Origin of the sequence: Methanococcus voltae, from assembly GCF_017875395.1 — an archaeon.
Lineage (GTDB): Archaea > AGJL01 > Methanococci > Methanococcales > Methanococcaceae > Methanococcus > Methanococcus voltae_C.
The window spans coordinates 172,963-187,267 of record NZ_JAGGMO010000002.1 but is presented as its reverse complement, the minus strand read 5'-3'; the positions used below and the strand labels follow the sequence as shown (position 1 = coordinate 187,267).

Below are 14,305 nucleotides of genomic sequence, written 5' to 3'. Positions count from 1 at the left end.
AAAATAGCTATTATATGCCTAAATATTAATAATAATTGAATATAAGTACGTATTAATTGTTAATAAAGTTAATAAAATTAATATAAATAATTAAAAAAGAAAATGTAGATTTTAGATTAATTTAGATTAATATTTGATATTGTATATTATATATCAAATATTATTTTTTTATTTATTTTTTTGAATTTCTAATTGAATCTAAAATTATTTTTTGCTCTGTTCTTGCTACTACGCTTCTAATGGTTTTTACAGCATCGATGTTTGAGGAAATACTTGTGATACCCCATTCAACTAATTTTTCAACGATTGCAGGTCTACTTCCAGCTTGTCCACAAACTGATGTTTTAACATCGTTTTCCCTACAAACTTTTATAACTTGCTCGATTAGTTTTAAAACTGCAGGGTGGTTTTCCATGTAGTATTTAGCCACAAACTCGTTGTTTCTATCAATTGCAATAACATATTGTGTTAAGTCGTTGGTACCGAAACTAACGAAATCTACGCCTTCTTTTACAATATCTTCAATGATTAAAGCAGCTGCAGGTGTTTCAACCATGATACCAAACTCGATGTCTGTTCTCATGTTTAAACCTACTTCTTTACCTATTTCTTTAACTTTTCTGATTTCGTCAACGTTTGTAACGAGTGGTATCATAATGTTTAAGTTTCTGTATCCATCTTCTCTAAGTCTTTTAATTGCTTTTAATTCGCAACTTAAGATTTCAGGTTGGTCTAATCCTCTTCTGATACCTCTCCATCCCATCATTGGGTTTTGTTCGTGTGGTTCATCTTGTCCACCTTCTAAACCCATAAATTCATCGGTTGGAGCATCTAAAGTTCTGTATGTAACAGGTCTTGGGTAGAATGCGTCTGCTACTTTCCTAATTCCTTCCATGAATACTTCAACGAGTGCTTCTGAACCTTGTTCGTTCAATATTTTACTTGGGTGAACACCAGTTCCTAAAATCATGTGTTCAGCTCTTAATAAACCAACACCATCAGCACCGGTCGCAGCAGCTCTTTCAGCTACTTCAGGCATACTTACATTTACTTTGATGTCTGTAGCTGTGATTATTGGGGCTCCTTCGTAAACAACTTGTTGTTGAGATTGTTCAGCACCATTTTGTTTTTTAGCAATTGCACCCGCGTATACGATACCTTTTTCACCGTCAACAGTTACGGTTTCACCGTTTTTCAAAAGTTGAGTTGCTTTTTTAGTTCCTACTACACAAGGTGTGCCCAATTCTCTTGAAATAATTGCAGCGTGACAGGTTAAACCCCCATCATCGGTAACAATTGCCGCAGCTTTTTTCATTCCTGGAACCATGTCAGGTGTGGTCATTTTTGTTACTAAGATGTCTCCTTCTACAACATCTCCGATTTGGTCAAGGTCTAAGATTAATTTAACGTCTCCAGACATTGTACCTGGTGAAGCACCAATACCTTTCATTAAGATTTCAGCATCGTATTGCTCTTCTGATGCTGTTTTTCCATTCTTTCCGCCTTTGTCTAATGTTGTAATAGGTCTAGCTTGAACCATGTATAATTCGTCGCCTTCGTAAACCCATTCAATATCCATAGGTTGAGCATAGTGTTTTTCAATTAATTTACCAACTTGTGCAAGTTTTACTATTTTAGCTTCATCTAAAACTTGAGCGTTTACTTTTTCAGCAGGGGTTTCTATTTCTTCGGTTTTACCTTCTGCATTTTTAATAAACATTGTGTCTTTACTTGCAACATTTATGTCAGTTACTTTTTCAGCTTCTTTTGCTATTAAGTAAGTGTCTGGGCTAACTGTACCGCTAACAACACCTTCACCGTATCCCCAAGCTGCTTCAATAACCATCTGGTCGTGATTTTGGTTAATTGGGTTAACTGTGAACATAACACCTGCTTCATCTGCATCAGCCATTTTTTGAACTACTGCACATAAAGCCACTTCAAAGTGGTCAAATCCTTTCTGTTCTCTGTAAAAAATAGCTCTCGGCGTGAATAATGATGAGTAACATTTTCTAACTGCGTCGAAAACTTCTTCATTACCCTTCATGTTTAAAAATGTTTCTTGCTGACCTGCAAAACTTGCGTCTGGTAAATCTTCCGCAGTAGCTGAACTTCTAACTGCTACAAAGATATCTTCGCCATCGCCTAATTTGTTGTATGATTCGATAACACTTAATTTTAAGTCTTCAGGCATTTCTACCGTTTCAATAGCTTTTCTAACATCTTCGGAAGCTTTTATTAATTTTTTTGAATCGTTTACATCTAAACCTTCGAGAATGTGTTTAATAGTGTTTTTTAAGTTAGTTTCTTCAATGAAATATCTGTATGCGTCTGCCGTAGTAACAAATGCAGGAGGTACTGGTAATTTTGCATTCCACATTTCACCTAATGAGGCACCTTTTCCACCCGCTATATCTACATCTTCATTTGTTAGTTCATCTAACCAAGCTATTAATTTCATTCTTTCACCGTAGTATAAATATGTGATAATTTTTTGATATTACTTTTCTTTTTAATTTATTTTAATAATTTATAATTCAATAATATAATGTGTTACAAATTATTTATATAATTCTGTAGATTTCAATACTTCATTCTTGTATAAATCGCATTTGCAAAAATATATGCTTATATCTATACAAATATCCCTACAAATAGCTATACAAATTTGTATCAACATCTACATATTTATCTATAGTTTCGATTGTATTTATAATTACATAATGATACTGATAATATAATTAAAATCTGTATGTATCAATTAATTTGTATTTTTTTATGTATTCGTTAACATCAAATATTCTAATTAAGTATTTAAATATAATCCTTAATTGAAATATACTATGATAAATTGTTAAATACATTGCTAATATTTTGTTCAATTGTATAGTATAAATTATAGGATTGTAATAATATAATATGAGAATATATAATAAAAATAAATCAAAACAAAACAAAATTATTATTTTAATTTTAACCATATTCCAAATATATAAATAAGTAATGAATTAAATGAATTATAAAATATTATTTAATGTTAAATATCATGTAAACAGTATATACAAATCATATGCAATTATACGCAAATAAAATGGTGTAATTATGAGTACAAACGATAAAAACGATAAAACCATGGAACAAAAAATCCAAGAGTTAACCCAAATAACAAAAAAATTAAGATACAATATTGTAAAAATGATAGCAAAAGCTAATTCAGGACACCCTGGTGGGTCATTATCCGCTATTGATATAGTGGCTACACTCTACTACGAAATCATGAACCAGGATGCAACAAATCCTAAAATGCCAAATAGAGACAGATTTATTTTAAGTAAAGGTCACGCATGCCCTGCAGTTTATGCTACATTAGCAAGTTTAAACTATTTTTCAGAGAATGAATTATGGAACCTTAGGCAAGTTGGAGCTCTTTTGCAAGGTCACCCTACAATTGACATACCAGGAATTGAGGCAAACACCGGTTCATTGGGTCAAGGATTTTCAGCATCAGTGGGTACTGCACTCGGTTGTAGATTAGATAAATATGATAACAACGTTTTTACACTTTTAGGCGACGGAGAATGCCAAGAAGGTCAAGTATGGGAAGCTGCAATGGCTGCACACCACTATAAATTAGACAATTTAGTAGCAATCGTTGACAGAAACAAGTTACAAATCGATGGATGTACTGAAGATGTAATGTGTTTAGGTGACGTTAAAGCTAAATTCGACGCTTTCGGTTGGAATACTTTTGAAATTGATGGTCACGATTACAAAGCAATCATTGAAACCGTAGAAACTGCAAAAGCACTTAAAAATGGAAAACCTACTGCAATAATTGCAAACACAATTAAAGGAAAAGGCGTTTCATTCATGGAAAATAACGTAGGATTCCACGGAAAAGCACCAAATGCGGAAGAATTAGAGCAAGCTTTAAACGAATTAAGTAATTAAGTAATTAAGTAATTAAGCAATTAATCAATTAAATAAATATAAAATATCGTAAAATATGGCAAATATCGTAAATATAAAATATCGTAAAATACCGTAAATAAAAATAAATTATTAAATTAAACATAATATAAAAAACTAAGAATAATTAAAATAATATTTGATAAATAGTAATTAAATTAATTTATTAATTAATAAACATCTGTTATTTATCAATATTGGATTTATTATTTACATTTATATTTATGAGTAAATTATCGAGTTTATGATTAATGGTGATTAAATGGTTATGATTGGAGCTTCAATATTGTCTGCTAACTACGGACATATGGCAGAAGAAGTAAGAAAGGCAGAAGAAGCGAAAGTTGACTTTTTCCACGTTGATATTATGGATGGTCACTTTGTACCTAACTTAAGTATGGGTTTAAAAGTACCTGAATATTTAAAAGATATTACCCATGGAACAGATATAGATGTTCACCTAATGGTTGAAAATCCGGACATATTTATCCCAAAAATAGCCGAAGCTTCAGATATGATTTCATTTCACGCAGAATCTACAAAATATTTATTTAGAACAGTAGATTTGATAGCAGATCACGGTGCAAAGCCAATAGTGGCACTAAATCCATCCACAGGTCTTACAAATATCGAATATGTACTTGAAAACTTATACGGAGTACTTATAATGACCGTAGAGCCAGGATTTTCAGGTCAATCATTCATAAACCCAATGTTAAAAAAGATTGACAAATTAAAAAATTTAATACTTACAGAAGGATACGATACAAAAATATTCGTAGATGGTGGAATAAATACAACTACCGCACCTAAAGTTGTTGAATCAGGAGCTGACGCTTTAGTTGCTGCATCAGCAATCTATGGAAAAGATGACGTTGTAAAAGCTGTTCAAGATTTAAGAGCTTCTGCAAATTTCAAAATTTAATCAAATTTAATCAAATTTAATTTCAAAATAATAGTTGAATGGAAAAATAACATTATATTCTAGTGTAATCAAGTATACGTTAAATATACGTTAAACTAACGGTGAAATAATGAATGGAGTTAAAAAGGCAATGAGAGAAGCCTACGGTGAAACATTAGTTGAATTGGGCGAAAAAAATGAAAATATTGTAGTTTTAGATGCAGATTTATCCGGTTCTACAAAAACCGCCCTTTTCTCAAAAAAATACCCTGAAAGATTTTTCAATGCAGGTATTGCAGAGCAAAACATGATTGGAATGTCCGCAGGTCTTGCAAGAACTGGAAAAACCGTTTTTGCATCTACATTTGCAATGTTTGCAACAGGTAGGGCTTGGGAACAAATAAGAAACTCAATAGCATACCCTAAATTAAATGTAAAAGTATGTGCAACCCACAGTGGTATAACAGTAGGTGAAGATGGAGCTTCCCACCAAATGACCGAAGATTTGGCAATTATGAGAGTTATACCAAACATGGTAGTTTTAGCACCTGCAGACTACTACGAAGCTAAAAGCGTTATCAAATGGTGTGCAAATTACGAAGGACCAGTTTATGTAAGGATGCCAAGAGGAAACACCGAACTTATATTCAATAACGAAGAAGATGCAAAATTCGAATTAGGAAAAGCAAGAAAATTAAAAGAAGGAACCGATATAACAATTATCGCAACCGGTGAAGTAGTCCCAGAAGCTTTAAAAGCATCAGAATACTTAAGCAACGAAGGAATAAGCGCTGAAGTAGTATCCATGACTTCAATAAAACCTATTGACGAAGTTGCAATATCATTTGCAAAAGATATAATCGTAACTTTAGAAGACCACAACGTAATCGGCGGTTTAGGTGGAGCTGTTTCAGAAGTTGTTTCTTCAAAAGGTCTCAATAAAAGAGTTTTAAGAATCGGTATAAACGATACATTCGGTAAATCAGGACCTGCAAGTGAATTGTTAACCTACTACAAGTTAGATGGTAAAAGCGTAGCTGAAACAATTGTTAAAAACTTATAAATCTTTAATTTTTATTCTTTTTTTTATTTATTCATTTATTCTTTTTTTAATTTTAGATTATTTTTATATTATTTTTATATTAATATACAAGACTAATTTCTTCAGTACATCTCATTTCCAAAAATCTTTATATAATTTAGCACATAAAAAGAATATAAAATATATATTTTTAAAGTTAGTGGTAATTACAAATAATTCCCAAGTATGATAAAATACAAATTTAAAATATAAGATTTAAAATATAAGTATACTGAATAATAACACGGTTAAAGGTTTTAAAAACAAAAATTCGGTGAAATAATGTTTATGCGTGAAATTGAATTAAAAGGGCACATTGTAGATAGTATGATTATGACAAAAGTTTTCGACACCACTTTGGAATTGGGTGGAGATTATAAAGTTTTAGAATTTGATATAGGAAAAGAAAAAACTGATCCGTCCTATGCAAAACTTTTAATTATCTCAAATGAGAGTCAACAGCACCTTGAGAATATATTGGAAGAATTACAAAACATTGGTGCAGATATCCCTGAAGTTCAAGATGTTAATTTAAAACAAGCTGAAAAAGACCAGTGTTTACCTAAAGGGTTTTACTCCACAACAAATCACCAGACTTTTGTTAAATTAAATGGCGAGTGGATTGAAGTACAACATCCAAAAATGGATGCAGTAATAACCGTAGACCCAGTTACGAAAACCGCTGAAACAAAGGTTATACGAAAAATTAAAGTCGGAGACTATGTTGTAGTGGGTCATAGCGGTATTAGAATCGTACCTCCTGAAAAGCCAAGAGAAGCAGGTCAATTATTCGAATTTATGAATTCCGAAGTTTCTTCCGAAAAACCAAAGGAAGCCATAATTAGAAAAATTGCAAAGGAAATGTTTGAGATTAAACAAGAATATCAAAAGAACTTAAAAGAAGGTAAAAATGAAGGCGGTATTGCAATAGTCGGCGGTCCTGCAATCATACACACAGGTGGAGGGGAAGCTCTAGCTAAATTAGTAGAAATGGGATACGTTCAAGGTCTTTTAGCAGGTAATGCACTCGCAACACATGATATAGAGAGCGTATTGTATGGCACTTCATTAGGTATTAACATTGAATCTGCAAATCCTGTTGTAGGGGGACATAAACACCATATTTACGCAATAAACGACGTAAACAAAGCAGGAAGCATAAAAAATGCTGTGGAACAAGGTATACTTACAAAAGGTATAATGTACGAATGTGTAAACAATGATGTACCTTATATATTAGCAGGAAGTATAAGGGATGATGGACCACTCCCTGATGTAGTCACTGATTCCGTGGAAGCTCAGGATATCATGAGAAATATGGTCATGGACAAAAAAATGGTTATTATGATGGCAACGCTCTTGCATTCAATAGCTACGGGTAATTTAATGCCTTCGTCCGTAAAAACCGTGTGTGTAGATATATTACCTGCAACCGTTACAAAATTAATGGATAGGGGAACATCTCAAGCAATTGGTGTTGTAACAGATATAGGTGTATTTTTAGTATTATTGGCAAAAGAATTGGAAAAATTGGAAAATGAACATAAAAATAAAAATTAAGATAAAATAGTAGATTAATAATTAATAAATTAAGATAAAATATAAATTAAGATAAAATAGAATAATATTAAAATAATATACTAATGGATGATAAAATGGATAAACAACTTAGAAATTCACAAGAATTACTTAAAAAATCAATAGAGTCAATTTCAAAATTGGAACAAGAGAAATTGATAGAAATTAAAAAACAAGGTACGGGTAATAAAAATGGTGCTGAAAATGGTGACAATGCGAACACCAAAAATGCCGAAAAGACCCATAAAGATGCAAAAGCAGGTATTATTAACATAGTAGAACTCAAAAAAGCTGCTTACGATTTAATAGAAGCTGATGAATACGTTTACAAAAAAGCTCCTAATCATGAATTAACAAAAGAAGAAGCTGAGGAGTTTACTAAAATAATATTGGGCGCTCAAAAAAGTTTAAATAATATTTTAGAAGGCTTTGGATTTGAACAAGAAAAAACTATCATAAATCTTGACTCTGAGGCGTTATACTTAGTTAGCAATAAAAAATTAATAAAAATATTGAATGAAATAAATGAAGAAGCAAACAAAGCAATGGGAATAACTTTAAAGACTAATTTAAACATTATTTCAACAGAAGGTGTTTTAGAACCTGAAGATATGCTCATCATTAATCCAAAAATGCCTGAAAAAGCCTTAAAGGGTATTGAAAAGAAATGTAGCATTACAAAGGAAAACATACAAAAAATAATCGATAACAAAAAACCTACAAAAGTATTTGTGGTAGTTAAAGAAGGCGATAAAGCTGATGAATTAATTTTAAATAGAGCAGAAGCTTTATACGATGCTAAAAAATTACCTTTAGAAGAATTACAGGTACTTTAATTAAAATTTTAATTAAAACAAGTTATTAAATGAATCATAATTCTTATAATTTTACTAATATAAATTTTATTAATATTTTTTACTTATTAGCCGAGATGATTTTATGATTGATGATAAAATAAGAAATGTAGTGAAGGAATTTAAAGCATACGTTCCGGGAAAATCAAAAGAAGAAATCGCAAGAAAATATAATTTAGACCCTGAAACAATTATAAAATTAGGTTCAAACGAAAATCCTTGGGGTTGCTCGCCAATGATTAAGGATAAGTTACTCGAAGAATTACCAAAATTTAGTCAGTACCCTGAATCAATAAACCCGCTTTTATTACAAGAGATAGCTAATTTTGCAGACGTGCCAAAAGAAAACTTAATTGTAGGGGGAGATGGTGCAGATGAGGTAATCGACCTTATTATGCGAATTTTGATTGATGAAGGCGACGAAGTTATAATTCCAATACCAACATTTACACAATATGCAATTTCCGCAAAAATACATGGTGCAAATATAAAGTGGGCTAAGTATGACGAGGAAAACGACTTTAAATTGGACGTTGACAGTGTTTTAAGTCAAATAACCGATAAAACAAAAGTTATTTTCATATGTACGCCTAATAACCCAACCGGTAATGTAGTCCCAACAGAAGACATTAAGAAAATCGTTGAAGCTACTGACGCTCTTGTAATGATTGACCACGCATACATTGAATATTCACGAAAAGAATATGATTTAACGGATTGGGCTTTAAAATACGATAATGTACTTGTATTAAGAACCTTCTCAAAAGTTTTAGGTTTAGCAGGTCAAAGAATCGGCTACGGTGTTTCAAGCACAAAGGTAATCGATTATATGATGAGGATAAGACCTGCATTCAGTTTAACAAGAGCTACGCAAATTTCAGCAATCGCTACACTTCAAGATAAGGAATTTATCTATAAAAGTCTCGACGATGGAATAAGAAGCCGAGAAATGATATACGAAGGAATAAAGCAATTTAAAGAATTGGAAGTTTACCCAACTGAAGCAAACTACATGCTCGTAAAAGTTAAAAACGGTATGAATTCTTCACAATTTGCAGAAGAATTGCTTAAAAAAGGCGTTATTGTTAGAGATTGTTACTCTTTCACAGGATTAGAACCTTATTACGTAAGGATATCAATAGGAACCTTTGAAGAAAATGAAAGATTCCTAAATATACTTAAAGAAGTTGTCGAATAAAAAGAAAATTAAAAATTAAAAAGAATTAAAAAAATTAAAAAATAAAACTTAAGAATTAAAAATAAAATTTTATTTTATTTATTATTTATTTACTATTTATTTACTATTTATTTATTACATTTTTATTTTATTTTATTTATTTGTATAATTCGATTACTTTTTCTCTATTTAACGAAGCTAAGAAGCTACCTAATTTAGGGCCGTATTTTTTGCTTAATAACATAGCGTATGAAGCACCAAATGCCTCTTTAGGATCTAATTCTAGTGAATTAGCTACTTCATAGATTAACTCGTGCAAGTTCATTGCAGTAATTTCCTGAGTTTCGAGAGCTTCAAATCTTGCAATAAATGTGTTAACCCATTCTTTTTGAGCATCTGAAAGTTTTTCATATTCCATTTTTGCTTGCTCTTTTGTATTTATGATTAATTTTTCACCGTAGTTTTTAGCCCAGTTTTTACTCATTTCGAGTCTTGCAATAAGTCTGGTTTTATCAAATTCGGTAAATTCTTCCACATTATATCCATTTCTACTTAATATGTCGTATGCTCTTTCCATATCAATTTCTTCATTATCTGCAATTGCAATTTGTGCAATAATTGAGCAGAATTTGTAAGCAACTTGAACAGGTAATTTTTCAGGGATATTCGCGGTTACAACCTCATATAATCTAATTTTATCGAGGTCATTTGTGTTTATTTCTTCTTCGGGATTATTTTTCTGTTTTTCAATTAATTCGAAGTATTTTCTTTCTAATTCATCGTAATCGTCAACTATGTTAGGAATACCTTTTAAATCAAAGTCAATGTGTTTTGAAGGCTTACTTCTTACTAATAAGAATCTCAATATTTCAGGGTGACAAATCTCATTCCAATCTTTAACTGCAAATACAACACCCGCAGAGGAGGACATAGGCACAGCTTTATCGCCCACTTTTAACTGAATCCATTCGTAAATCATTTTTTCAGGTGGAACGTATCCGTAAACCATTCTTGAGATTTTAACACCGGTATCGTATGAACCGCCGGAAGCACCATGGTCTTTACCCATAGGTTCTGCAGTTACGCCGAATATTTGCCATCTAGCAGGCCAGTCAACTCTCCATGGTAATTTACCGATTCCATCGAATGGCTGAACGGTATTTTCAAATCCACAGTCTGAACAAACGTAAGTAATTGTTTTATCTTCACTGTTGTATCCTAATATTTTTGTGTTTATCATTTTACCGCATTTTTCACAAACAACGTTTAAAGGATACCAGTCATCAGCAAGTGGCTCTTTTCTGAATCCATCGAGGATTTCTTTGATTTTTAACCTATTATCAAGAGCTTTTATAATTGCATCGTTGTACATACCAGCTTTATAGCACTCACTTGCTCTGTATGTAGTAATTTCAATACCTAAGTCTTTTAAACTGTTTAAGTACGGGTTTAAGAAGTGTTCTGCGTAGCTATTACAGCATCCTTCAGGACAAGGTATTTCACTTAAAGGCATACCAATGTATTTTGTGTATTCTTCGGTTAAGAATGGGTATAATTTCCTAAGTGGGTCATAATCATCTGCAACAAATATTAATTTTGATTTTTTTCCTGCTTTTTTGAGTCCTTGGTGAATACCGTCTGCAGTAAGTGTTTCTCTTGCATTTCCAACGTGAATATGACCAGATGGGGTAATACCGCTTGATACGACATATTCTTCAATTCCTTGTCTATCTCTTTTTTTGATTATTTTTTCAGCTGTAGCATCTGCCCAGTACATGTTTTTCCTCCATAGAGTATTTTTATGCGTATAATTTAAACTTGTAAAAATCTTAAATAAGTGATTTTAATTACTTATGTATTAATTTTATAAAAAGATTAACTATGGGATATATAAAATTGATGATTTATCTAATATAAAAATTAAAACAAAGAATAAAATAGTATATAAAAAATAAAATAGTATATAAAAAATAAGATAAAATAATAATCGTAAATCTAAATTAATAAATATATTTGCCTAAAATAAAAAAAGCCAAGGAAGGGATTTGAACCCCTCTGAAGCGGATCTGCAGTCCGCTGCCTCGCCGGACTAGACTACCTTGGCACTTGCGTGTTTTTCTATTTCTTTTATTTACAAGTATAGGAAGGCTATTCTACTATATAAAGCTTTCTATAATTTGTCATATATCTACATATACTATTTTATATTATATTATTATATTATGTATATTTTAATTTAAAATTAAAATTAAATTATAAAATTCATATATTCCGATATACGCGTTTTAAAAAGCTTTATATATTATAAATAACATCTCTATAGTATATTATTATAATAAATGAGAAACACGTAATCTATACGATAACTAACGTTATTGGTAGATTTAAATCGAAATCTATATAAATAAAGTTAACATAGTATTTGATGAAGTATTACGGGACTGAAACACAGATATATATTTAATTACAATGAATTACTTAATATGTACTAAATTATAATCTAAATGACAGTATTTGAAAATTTAGGAATTATATTTTAGTTTTTAGTGTAGTTTTCAATGTATTTGGGTATTAATTGGTTGAATTAGGTTCCTAAGTCTGTAAATTTAATATTAAAGTGAATATACGGGTATTTGCCTTTTAAAAAGTGCAAAATACAAATATATGTGATTATACACGAATATATTGGTCATATGGATTATATGGTTGAAGTCAGAAACCCTAATTTAATATGGTTGGTAAAAAATTAAGCATTTGCTTAATAAATAGATGAATAGAATTTATAAGTATAGAATTTATAATTATATAGTTAGAATACCATATTCGTTTAATAAGTTTATTAATTATCGCTTAACAATCAAAATGCTTTTATATACTACAGCGAATGAAAACTTAAAAACGTTGATGTGCAGAGATAGTCTAGCCCGGAAAGGCGTACGGCTGGAACCCGTATGAGGCTTTGCCTCTCGGGGGTTCAAATCCCCCTCTCTGCGTCACTTTTTTATTTTTTTTACAGTCATCAAACACGAAGATCTCTGGAGGTGCAAGAGTGACTCAAACAGAATTTAGACACAGAATTAGAATATCTAAAACAGATTTAAAAGGGGAAAGTCCTTTAGAATACGCTCTTCAAGAAATAAAAGGTATTGGTAGAGCAATGGCAAGAGCTATCATTAGATTAACCGAGTTAGACCCTAAAGTTCAAGCAGGTTACATCGGTGATGAAGAAGTCGCTAAAATCGAGTCAGTATTGGAAGACCCAGCAAAACACGGTATACCATCTTGGATGTTTAACAGAAAAAAAGATGTGTACTCAGGGTTAGACAAACACCTTATCGAAACAGATTTAACAATGACCGTTCAAGAAGATATCACAACAATGAAGAAACTCAGATGTTACAGGGGTATCAGACACGAATTGAGATTACCATGTAGAGGCCAAAGAACAAGAGGCTCATTCAGAAAAGGTAGCTCAATGGGTGTTAAAAGAAGAAAATAATTAAGTAACTTTGATGTTCATAACTAGCATTATATATTATATGTATTTTGTAAGTAATTAGGACATATCCGGTAACTTAATTATCAAAAACGAGTGCTTTATTCAATAGCATAGCATATAATCGATATTAAAGTCGATAGACCTATTTATCTAATGACCTAAGCATGGCAGAACGCAAATGCAATTAAATGCGAATAAAAGCAAATGCAAATGCAAAAAGGTGAAAACATGGGAGACCCAAGAAGGTTAAGTAAAAAATACGACACACCTAATCATCCTTGGATTGGCGAAAGAATAAACAAGGAAAGAGATTTAAGTCAAAAGTATGGTTTAACAAATAAAAAAGAATTGTGGAAAATGGAAACACAATTAAGAAACTACAGAAGACAAGCAAGAAAACTTATCAGCAACACAACAGCACAAGGTGCTAAAGAAGCTGTTCAGTTATTCGCTGTTTTGAAAAGATACGGTATCTTAGTTGAACAAGAGCCAACATTAGACCACATCTTGTCATTAAACATTGAAAGTATCTTAGACAGAAGATTACAGACAATTGTGTACAAAAAAGGTTTAGCAAGAACGCCAAAACAAGCAAGACAATTTATCGTACACGGTCACATTGCAGTTAACGGTAGAAAAGTATCATCACCTTCATACTTAGTTGCACTTGAAGAAAATGATGCTATTTCATACGTTGGTATTTCACCACTGGCTGCTGAAAATCATCCTGAAAGAACAAAAGCCGTTGCAGACGAAAAACAATAAGGTGATTAAATGAGTCAAAAATGGGGAGTAGTGCACATATACGCATCATACAACAACACAATACTTCATGTTACAGATGTAACAGGTTCAGAAACAATTGCTAAGGTATCTGGTGGTATGATTGTAAGAAACCAGAGAGATGAGTCATCACCTTACGCAGCAATGCAAGCAGCATTCAAAATCGCTGATTTAATCAGAGATAAAGGTATCGACCACGTTCACGTTAAAGTAAGAGGTGCTGGTGGACAAAAATCCAAAAACCCAGGACCAGGTGCTCAAGCAGCTATCAGAGCTTTATCAAGAGCAGGAATTAGAATCGGTAGAATCGAAGATGCTACACCAATTCCACACGATGGTACAACACCTAAAAGGAAAAACAGATAATTAATCTAATTTATAAATTTATTCAAAATATAACGAATAAATTAATCAATTTTACTTTTAATTATTCCTATATTTTAGAATTAAAGTTTATAAT

At 31.5% G+C, this 14,305-nt stretch carries 11 protein-coding genes and 2 tRNA genes; 10 read left to right on the top strand and 3 right to left on the bottom strand.

Going from position 1 to position 14,305, the window contains the following annotated elements:
- Nucleotides 1-172: 172 nt before the first annotated feature.
- Entirely contained in the window at nucleotides 173-2,461 is a 2,289-nt protein-coding gene (gene ppsA / locus J2127_RS03215; protein WP_209732046.1) for a phosphoenolpyruvate synthase, read from the bottom strand.
- 671 nt (nucleotides 2,462-3,132) lie between these two features.
- Here ppsA and J2127_RS03210 point away from each other — a divergent pair.
- From J2127_RS03210 to hisC, 6 genes are all read left to right on the top strand, one after another.
- Nucleotides 3,133-3,951: a transketolase gene (locus J2127_RS03210; RefSeq protein WP_209732296.1), complete on the top strand. Its 819-nt coding sequence runs from the start codon at nucleotides 3,133-3,135 to the stop codon at nucleotides 3,949-3,951.
- Nucleotides 3,952-4,231: 280 nt separating this feature from the next.
- A complete protein-coding gene (rpe, locus tag J2127_RS03205) occupies nucleotides 4,232-4,894 on the top strand; it encodes a ribulose-phosphate 3-epimerase (RefSeq protein ID WP_209732044.1) in 663 nt (220 codons plus the stop codon).
- Between the two features lie 109 nt (nucleotides 4,895-5,003).
- On the top strand, nucleotides 5,004-5,936 hold the full coding sequence (locus tag J2127_RS03200; protein ID WP_209732042.1) for a transketolase family protein: 933 nt from the start codon (nucleotides 5,004-5,006) through the stop codon (nucleotides 5,934-5,936).
- A 300-nt stretch (nucleotides 5,937-6,236) separates the two neighbouring features.
- Nucleotides 6,237-7,514: a TIGR00300 family protein gene (locus J2127_RS03195; RefSeq protein ID WP_209732040.1), complete on the top strand. Its 1,278-nt coding sequence runs from the start codon at nucleotides 6,237-6,239 to the stop codon at nucleotides 7,512-7,514.
- A 95-nt stretch (nucleotides 7,515-7,609) separates the two neighbouring features.
- A complete protein-coding gene (locus tag J2127_RS03190) occupies nucleotides 7,610-8,368 on the top strand; it encodes a DUF2100 domain-containing protein (RefSeq protein WP_209732039.1) in 759 nt (252 codons plus the stop codon).
- Nucleotides 8,369-8,471: 103 nt separating this feature from the next.
- On the top strand, nucleotides 8,472-9,584 hold the full coding sequence (hisC, locus tag J2127_RS03185) for a histidinol-phosphate transaminase (protein WP_209732038.1): 1,113 nt from the start codon (nucleotides 8,472-8,474) through the stop codon (nucleotides 9,582-9,584).
- A 136-nt stretch (nucleotides 9,585-9,720) separates the two neighbouring features.
- Here the strand turns inward: hisC and lysS are convergent, their stop codons facing one another.
- Together lysS and J2127_RS03175 are read right to left on the bottom strand one after the other, a co-directional pair.
- Nucleotides 9,721-11,340, bottom strand: coding sequence for a lysine--tRNA ligase (gene lysS / locus J2127_RS03180; RefSeq protein ID WP_209732036.1), 1,620 nt, complete (start codon nucleotides 11,338-11,340; stop codon nucleotides 9,721-9,723).
- A 253-nt stretch (nucleotides 11,341-11,593) separates the two neighbouring features.
- A tRNA-Cys gene (locus J2127_RS03175) sits at nucleotides 11,594-11,667 on the bottom strand.
- A gap of 804 nt (nucleotides 11,668-12,471) precedes the next feature.
- On the opposite strand from J2127_RS03175, the gene J2127_RS03170 reads away from it, so the two are divergent.
- The 4 genes from J2127_RS03170 (at nucleotide 12,472) to J2127_RS03155 (ending at nucleotide 14,211) form a co-directional block, all read left to right on the top strand.
- Nucleotides 12,472-12,556 (top strand) — tRNA-Ser (locus tag J2127_RS03170).
- Nucleotides 12,557-12,612: 56 nt separating this feature from the next.
- Nucleotides 12,613-13,062: a 30S ribosomal protein S13 gene (locus tag J2127_RS03165; RefSeq protein WP_013179602.1), complete on the top strand. Its 450-nt coding sequence runs from the start codon at nucleotides 12,613-12,615 to the stop codon at nucleotides 13,060-13,062.
- A gap of 228 nt (nucleotides 13,063-13,290) precedes the next feature.
- Nucleotides 13,291-13,827, top strand: coding sequence for a 30S ribosomal protein S4 (locus J2127_RS03160; RefSeq protein ID WP_209732295.1), 537 nt, complete (start codon nucleotides 13,291-13,293; stop codon nucleotides 13,825-13,827).
- A gap of 9 nt (nucleotides 13,828-13,836) precedes the next feature.
- Entirely contained in the window at nucleotides 13,837-14,211 is a 375-nt protein-coding gene (locus J2127_RS03155; RefSeq protein WP_013179604.1) for a 30S ribosomal protein S11, read from the top strand.
- Nucleotides 14,212-14,305: the final 94 nt, after the last annotated feature.